The sequence below is a fragment of the Amycolatopsis sp. NPDC114478 genome, from assembly GCF_055633805.1.
In genome coordinates this window covers 76,833-92,982 of record NZ_JBVKDO010000005.1, presented here as the reverse complement: position 1 = coordinate 92,982, position 16,150 = coordinate 76,833, and the positions used below count along the sequence as shown (strand labels likewise).

The window sequence follows — 16,150 nt, the reverse complement described above, 5'->3', positions numbered from 1 at the left end:
TACCGTCGGGATATGCCGAGGAGCATCGCCACCAACGAAACCGTCGACCGCGCCGCGCTGGTCGAGTTCCTGTCCACCCGCCACCGCGCGATCCTGATGGCCACGAAGGCCGACGGGAGCCCGCAGCTCTCGCCGGTCACCTGCGGCGTCGACGCCGAGGGCAGGCTGGTCATCTCGACCTACCCGAAGCGCGCCAAGGTCGTGAACGTCAAGCGCAACCCGAAGGTCTCGGCCTGCATCCTGTCCGACGAGTGGAACGACCAGTGGGTCCAGGTGAACGGCACCGCCGAGGTGCTGGACATCCCGGACTCGGTCGAGCCGCTCGTGGAGTACTTCCGCGCCATTTCCGGCGAACACCCGGACTGGGACGAATACCGCGAAGCCATGGTCAAGCAGGGCAAGAGCATCATCCGCGTGACGATCGAGAGCTGGGGGCCGCTGGCCAAGGGCGGCTTTCCCGCCGAACTAGCCTGACGCGCCGCCGCGCAGGAACGGGCAGCCGACCAGCCGCCGCAGCTCCATCGCGAGCTGCGGCGGGCTGTCGACGGACTTCGAGAACGCCAGCCGGACGTCGTGGTCGCCCGCGTCGGACTCGACGCGCAGCCGCAGCCCGAACCGGTCGAGCCCGAGCGGGCGGATCCGGCCGCCGCGCAGCTCCGCCGGCAGGTGCTTGGCCAGCTGGCCGACGACGTCGGAGTGGTCGCTTTCCAGGTGCCGCAGCCACGGGGCCTCGTAGTCGTGGAACGGGTCCGGCGGCGCCGCGCTGAACGTGTGCGGGCGCAGCGAGTGCGTGCCTTCGGCGTCGGCGAGCACGAGCGACGCCGGGGTGAGCCGCAGCAGCGTCACGCCGTGGCCGACGTCGAGCAGGCGTTCGTCCGGCCGCGATTCGGCGATCGCCACCGCCCGCGCGCGGGCCGACACCGGCGAGAGCGGCCGCAGCCAGCCGGTGATCCACAGCAGTCCGCGGATCGGCTCGCGCAGGTCGACCGGCGCCTGGTCGGCCAGCTCGACCATCACGGCCAGCTCGCCGCGCTGGGTCTGCTTGGCCGCGGTGACCATCGGGTGGTCGTCCGGCAGCAGCACGCTGACGCTGCCGCTGTGGTGCACGTGGTGCAGGACCGGGATGACGCGCTCGCCGTCCAGACCGGCGCGTTCGCAGGTGGGCATGAGCGACGCGGGCCCGTTGCGGGTCGCGATCGTCTTGGCGCGCTCGGCGGGGTTCGGCGCCGGCGGGCGGCGGATGGATGTCGGGGCCTCGGTCACGGCTCACCTCCTACTTAGGTGAGCCTAACCTGAATCTGACGGCCTGGATAGTCGCTCGATTGCGGTTCGGGTCACGTGACCACTCCGCTGAACGGGGAATCCGGTAACGCCGATGTGCAAATTCCCGAAAAGGCCGGTGACAGCGCCGACACGTGGGGGCCAGCGTGCAGATCGTCCCGGTACCCGAACGTGTGCCCGCGTTCGAGCTCGACCCCGCCATGCCGTCCGGCGCGCTGCCGATCTTCGGCGAGTACCTCGACCGGATCGGCCGGAGCGCCGGCGACCGGCGGTTGCTGACCTGGTTGTTCCTGGCCTTCGGGGTCGCCCAGTTCTTCACCGGCGCGGGGGTGGCCCTGCCGGTCGGCACGCTCGCGCTGGCCGGGTCGGTCGAGGCGTGGTGGTTCTGCCGCGCGTACGCCAGGGTGCCGGAAACGCGGCTGAAGCGGGAAGCGTTCCGGCAGGTGGACATCGCCGCCGACGGGCTGGTCGCGGCCGGGCGGACGGTCGGCGTGCGCCTGCCGGACGGCCGATGGCTGCGCGTCCGGCTCGACGAGGCCTACCGGCTGCTGCTGGCCGGCCACCGGCGGGTCTGGCTGCTGGGCCGGGGGCCGAAGGTGTTCGTCGGCTTCTCCGGGGTGGTGCGGGTCCGCCGCGCCCGGATCCACGACACGCCGCCGGCGGGTGCCGTGGCCGTGCTGGCGCCTGCCTGGTCCGGCTCGCCGCGGCTCGATCCCGTGCTGACCGCGCACCGCCGTCAGATCGCCCGCGAGCTGCTTGCGACGGCGGCGTTCCTGCTGGTCCTGGCCGGGTTCGCGCTGTGGGTCCGGTTCGACGTGCCGGCCGTGGGGTGGGTCGCCTGGCCGTTCGCGGCGGGCGCGCTGCTGAGCGCGTTGGCGGCCGTGCTGCGGTCGTTCGCCCACGGCCGCCCGCTCCCGGCCGAGCACTGGACCGAGCTGCGGGCGGTGCTGGACGGTCCGGTCCGGATGAGCCGCCGCGGCGGCGCGGCCCGGCTGAGCGGCCTGACGATGCTGGCCGACGGCACGGTGGTCGGCTTCCGCCTCCCCAAGGCGGACCCCTCGATGGCAGCGAACATCGCGGCGACGGGCCGGCTGTGGATCGCGGGCGTCCCCAAGCCGGGCGCGGCCAAGACGGGCGTACCGGGCTACCCGGTGCTGGGAACGGTCTGGCTGGGCTGAGCCCAACGCCGGGCCGGCGAGCGCGGCCGGAGTCACCGAAGGCGATCCGACCAACGGGTGGGCTGGGTCGCACAGCAGCTGGATGGGCTCGTCGAACAACCACTGCGCTTCGAGGTCCTTGGGCAGCGCGACGACCGCGCGGAAGGAGGCGTCGACCGAGCCGTCCCCGACCGCGGCGGTGTCGAAGAGGCTCACGACTTCCGACGCGAAATCCGGGTGAGCTTCGTGGAAGCCGCGGGGCCGATTGCCCGTTCGAGGTCGGGGTGGATCCCGGCGAGCAAGTCCCGGATCCGGTTGCTGAGGCGGGCGGCCTCGCCGGTTAGGTCGTCGTCGAACCCGACCAGTACCCGACTCGCGCAGGGGGTGGGGCAGGGAACGGGCGGCGTCGGCGATGACGAAACGCGTCCCGGGCATCGGTTGTGGCGCGGTCCGGGGAGAGGTCGGCGATGCGGTGCATCGCCGAGCCGGGCAGGTAGGCGACCTGGTGTCCGGCCGCGCGGGCGACTGCGACCGGCAACGCCCCGATCGTGGTCGGCTGGTCGACCACGACCAGCAATGTTCCGTGCTCGGCGAGCTTGTCGAACAACGCCTTCAGCTTGGCCTCGGTGTTGGGCAGCGGGGAGTCATGCAGCCGTTGCCGTCGGGGTCCAGGCCGAGGAACACGCTGACAGTGCTGCTCATCCACCGTGCCGTTCGTTCGCCGCGGGTGGTCACGATCAGGCAAGCCACTACAAAGGTAACGGGCACCCCCCGGCTCCAGTCTATCGGCGGGGTGCGACGGAAAGCCGGGAATCCGACCCGGTAAGCGAAGTTGTCCACATTCGGCGACGGCTGTGACAACCTTTGCGGGGCAACGGCTTGCCGCGCGGCTGGTTGCTCCCGTCGGCGATCCTCGCTTTGATCTCACGGTGATGCGCGGGCGGTCGCTGGGGCCGCGGTTCAGGTGGCTCTGGTCGGCCTACGCGGTGAGCGCGTTCGGCACCTGGCTCGGCTTCGGGGCCTTCCCGATGCTGGCCATCCTCGTGCTCCACTCCGGACCCGCGGCCGTCTCCGCGCTCGCCGCCGCCGGGCCCGCCGTCGGGGCCCTCGTGGCCGTGCCGCTCGGGCCGTGGGTCGACCGGCGGCGGAAGCGGCCGGTCATGGTCGCCATGGACCTCGTGCGGTTCGGGGCGCTCGTCAGCGTGCCCGCCCTCTACGCCCTCGGCTCGCTCACCTTCGTGCAGCTCCTCGCCGTCTCGGTCGTCGTCGCCGCGGCCGACATCACCTTCACCTCGGCCAGCGGGGCCTTCCTCAAAGGGCTCGTGCCGCCCGAAGACCTCCTGGTCGCCAACGGCCGGTTCGAGTCGACCAACTGGACCGCCACCGCGCTCGGTCCGCCGCTGGGCGGGGCCGCCTTCGCCCTCTTCGGCCCGGTGACGGCGGTGGCCGCCAACGCCGTCAGCTTCCTGCTCTCCGCACTCGGGATCCGGGCGATCGGCGGGGACGAACCGCGCCCGCGCCGCACGAGCCGTCTGCGGGCGCGCGACCTCGCCGACGGGTGGCGCACGATCCTGAGGCACCCCGGCCTGCGACCGCTCTACTTCAACGTCCTGCTGTTCAACGGCCTGATCATGTGCACCGAACCGCCGCTCGCCGTGCTGATGCTGAACCAGCTCGGGTTCACGCCCTGGCAGTACGGGCTCGCGTTCGCCGTGCCGTGCCTCGGCGGGCTCGCCGGCTCGCGGCTGACCCCGCGGCTCGTCCGGCGGTTCGGCCGGCACCCCGTCCTGGTGACGTCGGGCGCGGTCCGCGCCTGCTGGCTGCTCGCGCTGGCCTTCGTGCCGGGCGGCACCGGCGGCCTCGCGTTCGTCATGGTCGTCGAGCTGGGCATCATCGTGAGCTGCAGCGTGTTCAACCCCGTCCTCGCGACCTACCGGCTCGAACAGCTCCCGGCGGACCGCGTCGCGAGCACGCTCTCGGCGTGGTCGGTCAGCACCAAGGCGTCGATCGCCACCCTGACCGCGCTCTGGGGCGTGCTCGCGAGCTTCACCGGTCCGCGCGTCGCGATCGGCGTCGCCGGGGTGCTCGTGCTGGTGACTCCGGTGCTGCTGCCGCGTCGCGACCGGACGCCCGTGGCTGTCTAGCCCAGCGACTTCCGCGTCGCCTGCTCGGTCTCCAGCACGCCCTGCCGGATGCCTTCCAGCTGGTCGCTCAGCTCGCGCACCGCGCCGGTGTCCACCGCGACATCGGTCGTCGCCGCCGTCAGCTCCGCGACCCGGGCGACCAGGCTGTCCAGCCCCAACGCACCTGACTGCAGCTGGGCCAGCAGCTTGTCGCGCGCCCCGGACAGCCGCGCGTGGACGTCCTGCTGGGCCTGGACCGCCGTCAGCGCTTGCTCGAGGTCACCCCGGACCTCCTCGCGCGCCGAGGACATCGACTGCTCGAGCCGGCGCCGTTCCCGCGTCACGGCGTTGAGGTCGACACGCGCGAGAGCCTTCCCGGTCGCCGACGCGCGGCCGGCCAAGCGCCGCAGCGTCCCCAGGGTCTCCTGGACCACCGGCTCCATGTCGGCGACGCGGTCGGCGAGCGGGCCGGCGTCGAGGGACGAGCTCAGCGACGTGAACCCGTCCGCCGCGCCCTCGGCCCGGCGCAGCCAGTTCTCCTCGGCGGATCCCGCGGCGACGTCGAGCACCCGCGCTTCCCGCCGCTCCGGTTTCGGCTCACGCCCCAACGAGGCCACGCCCGCGCGGGCGGCCAGCACCGCCACCCCGATCAGCAGGGCGACGAGCACCGGCAGCTGGACGGCCCACGCCACCCCGGCCGACGTGGCGGCCAGCAGCAGCCCCCACGGTTCGGCGAGCTCACGGGCGAACCTCATGTCAGAAATTCGAAATCACGGAAGTGAACACCTGGTTGATCGAGTCCGGTTTGGACGAATCGTACTCCGATCCTTCGGTCGCCTCCGCGATCTGCTTCAGCACGCCCTGGTCGGCGTCCGAGCCGTAGGCGATGGTGAACAGCCGGACCGTCTCCGCGTTGCCCTCGGGCCGCAGCTGCGGCAGCAGGTGGTCGAGGTCGACGCCGGCGGCGTCCTCGTTGCGGCCGTCGGTCAGCACCACGACCGCGTTGATCGCCGCCGGGTCGAGGTGCGCCTTCATGTACTCGTACGCGGCCTGCGACGAGTCGTACAACCCCGTGCCCGCCTGCGGCGTCAGCCCGCTCAGCCGCATGGCCAGCGTCTCCTTGCCGCTGTTGCCGAGCGCCTGGACCGGGACGAGCTCCTGGTAGTCCTTGTCGCCGTCGAGGTGGGTGGAGAACTGCCAGAGCCCGACCTGGTCGCGCGGCACGAACTGGCCGAGCGCGTCGATCGCGGCCTGCTTGGCGAGGTCGATCTTGCTCTTGCCGGTGCCCTTGACCTCGTCGCCCATCGAGCCCGAGACGTCCACCACCAGCAGCACGTTCGCCTTCTTGCGCAGCTCGGTCCACGTCGTCAGCAGCTTCGAGAGCACTGTGGGCGACGGCGGCTGCAGGAAGCTGATCTTCGCGTCCGGCTGGACGCCGTTCTGGACGGTCGCCTGCGGACCGGGCTTGCCGTCGAACGAGCGGAAGCCCAGCGCGGCGAACTTCTGCTGCGTCTCCGGGCCGCGCAGGTAGCCGAGGAAGTCGGCGGCGATCTGCTTGCGGGTCTGGTCGGCCCAGTTCAGCGTCACGAACGGGTGGTCGGAGTTGAGCGTGCCGTCCGCCGGGTAGATCGCGACCAGCGGGACCTTCGGCGGCGCGTGCTGGCCGACCTTCGCCGGGTCGTTGGTCGGGTTGCCCAGGTTGTAGCCGATCAGCGAGTTCTCCTCGACGGTGACCGCCGAGATGTACGACAGCGCGGCGCCGCGGTCGTCGGCCTTCTGCAGGTTCGTCAAGAACGTCAGCGTGTTGTCGCCGTAGTGCACGATCGCCTGCTCGATGTTCGAGACGAACTGCTTGGCGTCGGGCTTTTCGAGCGCGGCCGCGGTGAGGTCGGACGACGTCCCGGTGGCCGCGTAGTACGCGCCGATCGTGGCGTTCAGGCCCGCCGTGGAGATGTTCGGGTTCGTCTTGCCCAGCCGGAACTTCCCCCACTCCGGGTGGCCGTACTTCGCCCAGCCGGCCGGGTCCGTCGCGAGCGTGGCGAGGTCCTTCCAGCCGATCGGCTTGGCGGGCCAGCCCAGCGCCTCGGCCATCGGCTTCGGCATCGCGACGGTCAGCGGCGAGTTCGCGATCGACTGCGGGTCGCCGTCCGGCACGATCGACGCCGAGTCGCCCTTCGCGTTGACGCGCAGCAGGTTGACCCAGCCGCTCGCGGCCGGCGTCCAGACGTCCGGGCGCGGCCCGTCGGTGGCCTCGTTCCAGCCGTTGGCCAGCGCCTGCATCGCGACGCCGGACGACTTCGACTTCACGATGACGTCGACGCAGTGCCCGGCGACGGTCCGCCCCGAGTAGGCCTTCGCGGCCTCTTGGACGATTCCCACTTTCTCCGGGGAAGACGCGACGTTGAGCGCGACGGCGTCCGCGCCCGTGCACTTCGGCGCGTCCGCGTCGTCGCTCGAGCTGCTGGTCCAAGCCCGGATCCCGATGATCAGCCCGGCCGCGACCACGACCGCGGCCACGAACGGGAGGATCTTTCTCCTTCGCCGCGTTGGTTGGGAATTGATCATCGAACCCTCCCCGCTCCGCCTGTCCGACCATTATCCGGGGGGAGCGGGGTGGCCGGGGGCGCGTTGCCGAACCGTTGCCCGCGGAGGCGGGTGTGACGGCTTAAATACCGTCAGAGGAATTTGTTTTGCCAGCGCAATTGTTTGTTCGTCGAAATCCTCGACCGCCGGCCCCGGTGGTGCTGCAGAACTGCCGTCACCGCGGAAGCGGCGGCGACCACCGCGGAAACGGCGGTGGCCGCGGAAAGCCGCCGCCGCCGGACGGCCGTCCGGCGGCTCGCGATCAGTTCGCTCTCCCGTTGCCGCGAGCCGGCGTCCAGGAACCGGCGTTCCCGCGCGTTCGGCCGGGCGTCCGGCCGCTGGGCCCAGTTCACCGCCTCGGTCAGCCGGACGCCCCGGTACAGCGCCGCCGGTTCGAGCTTCGCCGCCTCCCAAAGCCGGGTGGCTTCGGTGAGCCGGCGGTGGACGCCCAGCGCGGCCCGGTCCTCCGTCAACCAGCCGCGCAGCCGCGGCCAGCCGTCGATCAGCCCGTCGTGCGCGAGCTCCAGCCCGGTCCGATCGGCGGTGATCAGCCGGGCCCGGACGAACCGCTCCGCCACGGCCGGCGCGTCCAGCTCGTCGCGGGGCAGCCGCCGCCGGGTGTCCGCGGTGTGCTCGCCGAAGGTGACCAGACGCAGGAAAAGGTCCCTGGCCACGGCCTGGTCCGCCGCGGCGAGCCGGCCGTAGACCGCTTCGGCGGTGTCGGCCAGCACGGTGGGGATGCCGCCGGTGGCGTCGTACCCGGCGAGCGTCAGGCCGCCGGCGCGCCAGGTCCGGCGCAACGCCTCCGTGGCGAACGGCAGCGCGCCCGGCTGCCGGACGACCTCGGCCGTGAGCGTCGCGAGCAGCGCGTGCTCCAGCGCGCGTCCGGCGTCCGACGCGGGCCTGCCGAGCGCGGCCCGCACCTGCTCGGCGGTCAACGGGCCCAAGGTGACCCGCGGGGCCGCGGCCAGATCCGGGTGCCGGCTCAGCGCCTCGAGGAAGTCGTCACGCAGGCCGACCACGACCCGCTCTCCGTCTGGGAGGGCCAGGACGTCTTCGACCTGGTCGACGACCACCACGTCGTCGAGACGCTCCTGGACCGCCCGCAGCACGGACGTCTTCCCGCTGCCCGACGGGCCCGTGAGCACCACCAGGCGTTCGGTGGCGAGGTGCTTCAGCAGGAGTTCGACGACGGTCTCCCGGCCGAAGAACCGCTCGGTGTCCCCGGGCCCGAACGCGGCCAGGCCGCGGTACGGCGGCTCGGCGACGGACCGGCGCAGCTGGTTCGCGGCCTGGTGCCACCGCTTGTCCCACGCGGGGACGGGTCCGTCGCAGGCGCGGACGTAGGCCAGCGCGACGGCCCGCGTCGGCAGTTTCCGGCCGCTCGCCGCGTCGGACAATGTGCCCGCCGAGTAATGCGCCCGTTTCCCGAGTTCCCGATAAGGGGGACTCCCCGCCTTCTCCCGCAATAGCCGCAAATCCGCGGCGAACTGTGACAACACTTCTACGTCTGTATCGATGGGCCGTTCCCCACGCGGCATTGTGCCACCCCCCTTGGCACCTCCCATTGTTCGGATTTTGTCGTTCGCTGTCCACCGCGCCGGACAGAACATCCCCGGCGCACTAGACCGGAAGGTGCCGGATCGACCGGTCCGGCGACGGGGGACACACTGGAGGAATCGTGAACATCGAGACGGTGAAGCGGGCCGGCGCCGTGGTGCTCGGCGCGGGCGCTGTGGTGGCCATGGGGCTGGCGGGGGCCGGCGTGGCTTCGGCCGACCAGCTCCCCAAGGGCGTGCACTCGGTCGTCGCCGGGCCGGGCGCGGTCACCGGCCACGTCCAGAGCTGGGAGACCACCCACCTCGACAGCGACGACTGGACCGCCAACGTGCGGATCGACTACGGCAGCAGCGGCGCCTGGACGCACTGCTCGGACGGCGCCGACGTCTACGGCCCGGCGCAGGGCCCGGGCTACTGGCTCTTCGGCGGCAACTGCTACGGCCACGGCACGATCACCAACTACGGCTGGTACGACGCCTGATCCGTGGCGGACGGGCCCTTCCCCGCGGGGAAGGGCCCGTTCCTTCAGCTCGACGGGCCGCGGCGCGACCACGTCCACGCGTACCCGGGGTCTTCGGACGCGTCGGCGGCCTCACCAAGCTCCAGCGGCGCGAACGTGTCGACCATGACCGCGGTCTCGTCGAAGAACTCCGCGCCGATCGACGCCTCCGCCGCGCCCGGCTGCGGACCGTGCGTGAAGCCGGACGGGTGCAGCGAGAGCGAGCCGATCCCGATCCCCGAGCCCTTGCGGGCCTCGTAGTTGCCGCGCACGTAGAACATCAGCTCGTCGGAGTCGACGTTCGCGTGGTTGTACGGCACCGGGATCGAGTCCTCGTGGTAGTCGACCTTCCGCGGGCAGAAGGAGCAGACGACGAAGTTCGGGCCCTCGAACGTCTGGTGCACCGGCGGCGGCTGGTGCACGCGGCCGGTGATCGGCTCGAAGTCGTCGATGTTGAACACCCACGGGTAGAGGCAGCCGTCCCAGCCCACGACGTCGAAGGGGTGCGTCGCGTACGTGTAGCGCGTCAGGCCCGCGCGGTGCCGCACGAGGACCTCGACGTCCTCGCCGTCTTCCAGCATCGGCTCGGTGGGCCCGCGGACGTCGCGCTCGCAGTACGGCGAGTGCTCCAGGAACTGCCCCTTCGCCGACAGGTACCGCTTCGGCGGCCCGATGTGCCCGCGCGCCTCGAGGATGAAGAGGCCGACCTCGCCGTGGGGCACGACGCGGTAGGTGCACGACGTCGGGATGACGAGGTAGTCGCCGTCGCCGACCTCGAGGCGGCCGTAGATCGTCTCGACCGTCGCGGAGCCGCCCTGAACGTAGAACAGCTCGTCGCCGGCCGCGTTGCGGTAGAGCGGGCTCGGTGCGGTCGCGGTGACGAACCCGATGGTGACGTCGTGGTTGCCGAACAGCCGCCGCCGGTCGGTCACCGCGTCGGCTTCGCCGCCGAACTTGAGGTCCTGGGTCTTGAACGCCCGCGGCTTGAGCGGGTGGTTCGGCGTGAGCGACCCGCGGTCCTCTTCGACGGCGACCGCGTCGACGATCGCCGTCGGCAGCCCGCGGTGGTAGAGCAGGGCGGAGTCGGCGGAGAAGCCCTCGACACCCATCAGCTCCTCGGCGTAGAGGCCGCCGTCGGGCTTGCGGAACGCGGTGTGCCGCTTGTGCGGGATCTCGCCTACTTGCCGGTAGTAAGGCATCGGCGCACCCTCCAAAAGGCGTCCGTTGTGCGAACGATTTTGTCCTCATGTCGTACGCTACTAGCGTGTCAGTCGTGTCAAGCGCTGTGGAACTCACGCCCCCCGGCCCCCGTGGAATTCCTCCCCTGTTCGCGAGGCTCGTCGACGACTCGGCGCTGTTCCCTCCGGGCGATGCGGCCATGCCCGAAGCCCTGCGCGCGCACTTCGCGAGCCGGGAGTCCGAACACGCCGGTGTCCTGGGGGTTTTCCTCTGCCAGGCGTCCCGACTGCCGGAACTGATCACCGAGCTGATCAAGATCAAGCCGAAGCAGCCGCTGCCGCTGTCGCTGATCATCGATACCGGTCTCGGCGGCGTCCCGAAGGCGATCTCCATCGTCGAGTCGCGCAGCGAGCTGCTCGCGCTGCGGATGGTCGAGATGCCGGCGCCGTCGGACGTCGACGAGGTGTGGCTGGAGCGCGTCTCGGAGTTCGTCCCGGAGGACGTCATCCGCGTCGTCGAGCCGCGGCGCGGCGTCGGCTGGCTGGAGGGCGTGCGCAAGGTGATCGAGCACGGCAGCTGGCCGAAGATCCGCTGCGGCGGCCAGGCGGGCGAGAACTTCCCGAGCGTCGACGAGGTGGCGGACTTCCTCGCCGTCGTCAGCGGGGCGGAAGGGGCGTCGTTCAAGGCGACGAACAGCCTGCACCGCGCGGTCCGGCACGCCGACCCGGACACCGGGTTCGTGCACCACGGCTTCCTGAACCTGCTCGTGGCCTCCGCGCGCAGCCTCTCCGGCGGTGACGTCCGGGCGGCGCTGGAGTCGACCGACGCCGAAGCGCTGGCGGACGAGGCCCGTGCCCTGTCCGAGCCGGCCGCGAAGGCCGTCCGGTCGCTTTTCGCGTCCTACGCGGCGGCTTCGTTCGAGCAGCCCGTCGCCGACATGGGCGAACTCGGCTTGCTGTGACCAGCCGGGAGGGGTCGCTGACGCTCGACCGCGGGCTGGCGCTGCTGCAGGCAGTGGCCGACGCCGGCGGCGACGCGGCGACCATCTCCGAGCTGGCCGTGGCCATCGGGGCCAGCCGCGCGGCCGTCTACCGGCTGCTCGTGCCGCTGTCCGAGCGCGGGCTGGTCTGGCGCGACGGCACGAAGGTCCGGCTCGGCGTCGGCCTGCTCCGGCTGGCCGGGCAGGTGCTGCCGCAGCTGCGGGACGCGGCCGGTCCGGTCCTGCGCGAGCTGGCCGAGAAGGTCGGCGCGACCGCGCACCTGTCGGTCGCGCAGGGGACGCAAGCGCTTGCGGTGGCCGTCGTCGAGCCGTCGTGGACGAGCTTCCACGTCGCCTACCGCGTCGGGAGCCGGCACTCGCTGACGGCGGGCGCGGCCGGGAAGGCGATGTCGTTGCGCCCGGGTGGCGACGGCTGGGTGACGTCGACGGGCGAGCTGGAGGCGGGCGCGTCCGGCGTCGCGGCGCCGGTCCGCGGAGTGCCGGGCCTGAAGGCGAGCGTCGGTGTCGTCTCGCTGGAGCCGCTCAAGGCGGCCGAGGTGGGCCCGCAGGTCGTCGCGGCCGCCGTCCGCCTGGCGGACATCCTGCGCGCTTAGCGCCGCGAGACCGCCAGCAGCGGCCGGACCATGGTCAGCAGCAGGGCGACGTCGACCGAGAACAGCAGGCGCTCGAACAGGCCCAGCGTGACGTCCTGCTGCGCGGGACCGACGATGAGCGTCACGACGAACCCGCCGAGCACGACGGCGATGCTGGCGAAGCTCGCCGTCGCCAGCCGCCGGATCGTCGTCCGGCGCGGTTCCCACGGGCAACGCTCGCGGCCGCGCTTGGTCAGCACGAACGCGGCGGCGGGCAGGGCGACGAACGCCGTGAGCGCGGCGAAGTTGTGGACCTGTCCGGACAGCGACCGCGCCTGTCCGTCGGGGTCGACGGGCACGAGCCCGCACACCAGCAGGCCGGCCGACCAGACGCCGAGCAGCACGCAGACAGCGGTGGTGCCGGGCCGGTGCGCCTTCGCGATGCCGGCGAGCAGGGCCACCGAGCCCAGCGACAGCGCCAGACACATCACGCTGAACAGAGGGGCGGCCGAGGATGAGCCCAGCTTGCCGTAGACGTACTCCGAGAGCGTCTGCCAGACCGGGCTGACCTGGCCGGACAGTCGCAGGTGCAGGTCGATCGAGATGGCCACGGCCAAGCCGATACCGCCGAGCGCGAGCCGCCCGTGCAGTGGCGAGACGGCGGCAGTCAAGGGCTTGTTCACCGGGCGCTCATCCTTTCGTTCCCGAAAGGTTACCCGGCGACCCTGTGAAAGAGCTGTCGGCTCAGAAGGCCAGCTGGAGCAGGGCGAAGGCCGCGAACCCGGCGAAGGCGAACCCGGCGCAGCGCTGGATCAGCTTCGGCTTGATCCGGCTGCGGATCTTCGCGCCGATGAACACCGCGAGGCCCGCGACGACGATCAAGGCCGCGAAGGCGCCGACACCAACGGCGACGGGGTTGCCGATGCGCGCGGCGAGGCTCGCCGTCGCCAGCTGGGAGGCGTCGCCCCACTCGGCGGCGAAGAGCACGCCGAACGACGTCATCGCGGAGCGCAGGAAGGAGATAGGAGCGGGGCCGACGCGCGAAGCGTCTTCGCCTGCTTCGTCAGCTTCGCTGAATCCCTCGCGAAGGAGCATAAAAGAGCCGAGGCCGAACATCGCGGCGACGACGAGCGAAAGGACAACGTCCGGTAACAGCGTCAGCACGCTGCCGAACGCGACCGCGATGACGGATTGCACGGCGAACGCGGCGCACACGCCGGCGAATACCGGACCCCCGCGGAAACGGGTGGTCAGCACCAGAGTGGCGACCAAGGTCTTGTCCGGCAGTTCCACGGCGAGGACCAGGCCGAACGCGCTGATCAACGCCACCATCGCGGCAGTCATGAGTATTTCTTCGCCCCTTTCACTGCAACGATAAAGGGGAGGTTAAGCGCACCGCAAGCTGATGGCTTCCGCGAAATTGCCGGATCGGCAGTCATGAATTTGTCGTCAAGCCGCGTCGCACAATTTTCTTCGGCACGCCGAAAATCCGATTGTGGCCTGGGGTAGGTTGACGAGATGGGGTCTGAAGCGCGTGCTGCGCAGGTCGACGAGGTCATCCGCCGGTTGGAAGCGCACTACGTCTTCCCGGACGTCGCGGAGAAGCTGGCGGAAGTGCTGCGCCGGCGTCTCGGCGAAGGCGCGTACGCCGATGTCGACGACGCCGGGTTCGCGACGCTCGTCACAACGGACCTGCAGTCGGTCAACGGCGACAAGCACCTGCGCCTGCGGCACCACGCCGACCCGGTCGCCGACGACGGCGACGCGGCCATGAACTCCGAGGCCTACCGGCTGGAGGCCGAGCTGGAGGGCTTCGGCATCGCCGAGGTCAACCGACTCGCGGGCAACGTCGGCTACCTCGACACGACGATGCTCTACCCGCCCGAGCTGGCCGGCCCGGCGATCGCGGCGGCGATGACGCTGCTCGCGCCCGCCGACGCGTTGCTGCTCGACGTCCGCCGCAACCGCGGCGGCAGCCCCGGCACGAGCGCGCTGCTGCAGACCTACCTCGTCGACGAGCAGGTCCACTACCTCGACATCTACGAGCGCGAAGGCCACAAGACAACGCAGATGTGGACGCTGCCGTACGTCCCGGGGCTGCGCTTCGGCGGCACCAAGCCGGTCTGGGTGCTGACCGGGCCGCGGACGTTCTCCGGCGGCGAGGACCTCGCGTTCTCGCTCCAGCAGCAGGGCCGGGCGAAGACGGTGGGCGAGGCGACGCGCGGCGGCGCCCACCCGCGTGAACAGTACAAAGTGGACACCTACCTCGACGTGACCGTCTCGATCGCGCGCTCGTTCCACCCGGAGACGGGGGAGAACTGGGAAGGCGTCGGCGTCCGGCCGGACTTGCCGGTGGCCGCGGACCAGGCGTTCGACACCGCGTACGAGCTGGCGTTGCGGCACGTCCTCGAGCTGGGCGCGACCGGGCCGCGCCGCGGCGTCGCCGAAGAAGCGCGGCAGGCACTCGACCAGGTGAAGGACGTAGGTCCCGGGAGGGACAGGACCGTCTGATCTAGCTGGGTCCGGCGCCTGGGAGGACGCTGGACCACGTGGAGGTCCTCGATCTAGCAAGGTGGCAGTTCGGCATCACCACCGTCTACCACTTCCTGATGGTCCCGTTGACCATCGGGCTGTCGATCCTGGTCGCGGCGATGCAGACCATGTGGGTCCGCACCGGCGAGCCGCGGCACCTGAAGATGACCAAGTTCTGGGGCAAGCTGCTGCTGGTCAACTTCGCCATGGGCGTCGTGACCGGCATCGTGCAGGAGTTCCAGTTCGGGATGAACTGGAGCGCGTACTCGCGCTTCGTCGGCGACGTCTTCGGCGCGCCGCTCGCGATGGAAGGGCTCGTCGCGTTCTTCGTCGAGTCGACCTTCCTCGGCCTGTGGATCTTCGGCTGGGACCGGCTGCCGAAGAAGGTCCACCTGGCGTGCGCGTGGGCGTTTTCGCTGGCCACGATGGCGTCGGCGTACTTCATCCTGGCCGCGAACTCGTGGATGCAGCACCCGGTCGGCGTGACGTTCGAGAACGGCAAGCCGACGATGAACTCGATCTGGGCGGTGCTGACGAACAACACGGCCCTGGCCGCGATCCCACACACCCTGGCCGGCGCGTTCTCGGTGGCGGCGGCGTTCCTGGTGGGCGTCGCGGGCTGGCACCTCTGGCGGCGAGGCGACCATGCCGATGTGTGGCGGTCCTCGCTGCGCCTCGGCGGCTGGGTCGGCGTGGCGGCGTTCGCGGTCCTCGCGATCACCGGAGACGCGCAGGGCAAGCTGATGTTCGAGCAGCAGCCGATGAAGATGGCGTCGGCGGAAGCGCTGTGCCACACGGAAAAGCCGGCGAGCTTCTCGATCATCGCGATCGGCGACGTCGCGGGCTCGAACTGCGAGGACGTCAAGACGTTCAACGTCCCGGCGCTGCTGTCCTTCCTGGCCCACAACGACTTCAAGACCGAGGTCAAGGGCGTCGAAGACCTGATCACCGAGTACCAGGCGAAGTACGGCACGAACTACCCGAACGACCCGGCGCTGGGTTCGCTGGCGGGCAAGCCGATCGACTACGTGCCCAACCTCCCGGTGACGTACTGGGGCTTCCGCATGATGATCGGCTTCGGCGCGGTGTCGGCGGGCATCGGAGTGCTGGCCCTGTGGCTGACCCGCCGAGGACGCACCCCGGAAGGCCGCTGGTTCCCGCTCCTGGTCCTGGGCGGCATCGCAACACCGTTCCTGGGCAACAGCGCGGGCTGGATCTTCACGGAGATGGGCCGTCAGCCATTCGTGGTAGCGCCCAACCCGAGCGGCGTCGACGGGGTGTGGATGTTCACGGCCCAGGCGGTGTCGCGCGTGACAACGGGCGAGGTGTGGACCTCGTTGATCGCGCTGACCACGGTGTACGCGGCGCTCGGAGTGGTGGAGCTGTACTTGATGCGCAAGTACATCCGAGGCGGCGTCGACGCGGTGATGCCCCCACCAAAGAACCCCGACGAGGCCGAAGGCGACACGCTCGCCTTCGCGTACTGAGGGGGCCGAAATGACAAACCTGCAGCTCAGCGGCTGTGCAGCAGCCCCAGACTCCCGCAAAGCAGCCCCCGCCCTTCCCGGGGGGCGTCCCCGAACCCAGCGTATCGGCTCGGTCACTCTCGCGGGTTACCCACAGCAAATCTGTGGACAACTCGCCCGGATGTGGATAACTCACGG

The 16,150-nt window shown here is 71.1% G+C and carries 15 protein-coding genes and 2 pseudogenes; 8 read left to right on the top strand and 9 right to left on the bottom strand.

From position 1 onward, the window contains the following. Positions 1-12: 12 nt before the first annotated feature. Positions 13-474 (top strand): PPOX class F420-dependent oxidoreductase, encoded by a 462-nt coding sequence (locus ACZ7OH_RS16340; protein WP_470281534.1) that lies wholly within the window; start codon positions 13-15, stop codon positions 472-474. On the opposite strand, the gene ACZ7OH_RS16335 is transcribed toward ACZ7OH_RS16340, so the two are convergent. Further along, positions 466-1,263 carry a DUF2470 domain-containing protein gene (locus ACZ7OH_RS16335; protein ID WP_470281533.1) on the bottom strand — a complete coding sequence of 266 codons (798 nt, stop codon included), beginning with the start codon at positions 1,261-1,263 and terminating at the stop codon, positions 466-468. The two genes, ACZ7OH_RS16340 and ACZ7OH_RS16335, sit on opposite strands and share 9 nt — an antisense overlap. A gap of 164 nt (positions 1,264-1,427) precedes the next feature. On the opposite strand from ACZ7OH_RS16335, the gene ACZ7OH_RS16330 reads away from it, so the two are divergent. Next, positions 1,428-2,459 carry a hypothetical protein gene (locus ACZ7OH_RS16330; RefSeq protein WP_470281532.1) on the top strand — a complete coding sequence of 344 codons (1,032 nt, stop codon included), beginning with the start codon at positions 1,428-1,430 and terminating at the stop codon, positions 2,457-2,459. Between the two features lie 63 nt (positions 2,460-2,522). On the opposite strand, the pseudogene ACZ7OH_RS16325 reads toward ACZ7OH_RS16330, so the two are convergent. Further along, a pseudogene (locus ACZ7OH_RS16325) lies at positions 2,523-2,654 on the bottom strand (LysR family transcriptional regulator); the annotation flags it as partial. A gap of 41 nt (positions 2,655-2,695) precedes the next feature. Beyond that, a pseudogene (locus ACZ7OH_RS16320) lies at positions 2,696-3,144 on the bottom strand (IS110 family transposase); the annotation flags it as partial. A gap of 223 nt (positions 3,145-3,367) precedes the next feature. Here ACZ7OH_RS16320 and ACZ7OH_RS16315 point away from each other — a divergent pair. Next, on the top strand, positions 3,368-4,582 hold the full coding sequence (locus ACZ7OH_RS16315) for an MFS transporter (protein WP_470281531.1): 1,215 nt from the start codon (positions 3,368-3,370) through the stop codon (positions 4,580-4,582). Here the strand turns inward: ACZ7OH_RS16315 and ACZ7OH_RS16310 are convergent. The 3 genes from ACZ7OH_RS16310 to ACZ7OH_RS16300 all read right to left on the bottom strand — a co-directional run bounded on the left by ACZ7OH_RS16310 (position 4,579) and on the right by ACZ7OH_RS16300 (position 8,544). Continuing rightward, positions 4,579-5,316 carry a hypothetical protein gene (locus tag ACZ7OH_RS16310; protein ID WP_470281530.1) on the bottom strand — a complete coding sequence of 246 codons (738 nt, stop codon included), beginning with the start codon at positions 5,314-5,316 and terminating at the stop codon, positions 4,579-4,581. The two genes, ACZ7OH_RS16315 and ACZ7OH_RS16310, sit on opposite strands and share 4 nt — an antisense overlap. Before the next feature lies 1 nt (position 5,317). Next, positions 5,318-7,126: a substrate-binding and VWA domain-containing protein gene (locus tag ACZ7OH_RS16305; RefSeq protein ID WP_470281529.1), complete on the bottom strand. Its 1,809-nt coding sequence runs from the start codon at positions 7,124-7,126 to the stop codon at positions 5,318-5,320. A 110-nt stretch (positions 7,127-7,236) separates the two neighbouring features. Then, positions 7,237-8,544 (bottom strand): nSTAND1 domain-containing NTPase, encoded by a 1,308-nt coding sequence (locus ACZ7OH_RS16300; RefSeq protein ID WP_470281528.1) that lies wholly within the window; start codon positions 8,542-8,544, stop codon positions 7,237-7,239. Between the two features lie 281 nt (positions 8,545-8,825). Between ACZ7OH_RS16300 and ACZ7OH_RS16295 the strand changes: the two genes are divergently transcribed. Next, the gene (locus ACZ7OH_RS16295) at positions 8,826-9,185 is read left to right on the top strand and encodes a hypothetical protein (RefSeq protein WP_470281527.1); all 360 of its coding nucleotides are present in this window, start codon (positions 8,826-8,828) and stop codon (positions 9,183-9,185) included. Between the two features lie 44 nt (positions 9,186-9,229). Here ACZ7OH_RS16295 and ACZ7OH_RS16290 read toward each other — a convergent pair whose 3' ends face one another. Then, a complete protein-coding gene (locus ACZ7OH_RS16290; protein WP_470281526.1) occupies positions 9,230-10,402 on the bottom strand; it encodes a homogentisate 1,2-dioxygenase in 1,173 nt (390 codons plus the stop codon). Between the two features lie 86 nt (positions 10,403-10,488). On the opposite strand from ACZ7OH_RS16290, the gene ACZ7OH_RS16285 reads away from it, so the two are divergent. Beyond that, positions 10,489-11,343, top strand: a complete 855-nt coding sequence (locus tag ACZ7OH_RS16285; RefSeq protein ID WP_470281852.1) for a hypothetical protein — start codon at positions 10,489-10,491, stop codon at positions 11,341-11,343. After that, on the top strand, positions 11,340-11,975 hold the full coding sequence (locus ACZ7OH_RS16280) for an IclR family transcriptional regulator (protein WP_470281525.1): 636 nt from the start codon (positions 11,340-11,342) through the stop codon (positions 11,973-11,975). The genes ACZ7OH_RS16285 and ACZ7OH_RS16280 overlap by 4 nt, the downstream gene beginning before the upstream one ends. Here the strand turns inward: ACZ7OH_RS16280 and ACZ7OH_RS16275 are convergent. Beyond that, complete coding sequence (locus ACZ7OH_RS16275; protein ID WP_470281524.1) at positions 11,972-12,637, bottom strand: DUF998 domain-containing protein; 666 nt, start codon at positions 12,635-12,637, stop codon at positions 11,972-11,974. The genes ACZ7OH_RS16280 and ACZ7OH_RS16275 overlap by 4 nt on opposite strands. Before the next feature lie 61 nt (positions 12,638-12,698). Next, complete coding sequence (locus ACZ7OH_RS16270) at positions 12,699-13,286, bottom strand: TMEM165/GDT1 family protein (protein WP_470281851.1); 588 nt, start codon at positions 13,284-13,286, stop codon at positions 12,699-12,701. Positions 13,287-13,472: 186 nt separating this feature from the next. Between ACZ7OH_RS16270 and ACZ7OH_RS16265 the strand changes: the two genes are divergently transcribed. Beyond that, positions 13,473-14,465 (top strand): S41 family peptidase, encoded by a 993-nt coding sequence (locus ACZ7OH_RS16265; RefSeq protein ID WP_470281523.1) that lies wholly within the window; start codon positions 13,473-13,475, stop codon positions 14,463-14,465. A 38-nt stretch (positions 14,466-14,503) separates the two neighbouring features. After that, positions 14,504-15,973, top strand: a complete 1,470-nt coding sequence (locus tag ACZ7OH_RS16260) for a cytochrome ubiquinol oxidase subunit I (protein WP_470281522.1) — start codon at positions 14,504-14,506, stop codon at positions 15,971-15,973. Positions 15,974-16,150: the final 177 nt, after the last annotated feature.

Bases quoted from the DNA above. Each gene is read 5' to 3' on its own strand.
- ACZ7OH_RS16340 (WP_470281534.1), top strand. From the start codon at position 13: ATGCCGAGGAGCATCGCCACCAACGAAACCGTCGACCGCGCCGCGCTG.
- ACZ7OH_RS16310 (WP_470281530.1), bottom strand. From the start codon at position 5,316: ATGAGGTTCGCCCGTGAGCTCGCCGAACCGTGGGGGCTGCTGCTGGCC.
- ACZ7OH_RS16305 (WP_470281529.1), bottom strand. From the start codon at position 7,126: ATGATCAATTCCCAACCAACGCGGCGAAGGAGAAAGATCCTCCCGTTC.
- ACZ7OH_RS16290 (WP_470281526.1), bottom strand. From the start codon at position 10,402: ATGCCTTACTACCGGCAAGTAGGCGAGATCCCGCACAAGCGGCACACC.
- ACZ7OH_RS16270 (WP_470281851.1), bottom strand. From the start codon at position 13,286: ATGGTGGCGTTGATCAGCGCGTTCGGCCTGGTCCTCGCCGTGGAACTG.
- ACZ7OH_RS16265 (WP_470281523.1), top strand. From the start codon at position 13,473: ATGGGGTCTGAAGCGCGTGCTGCGCAGGTCGACGAGGTCATCCGCCGG.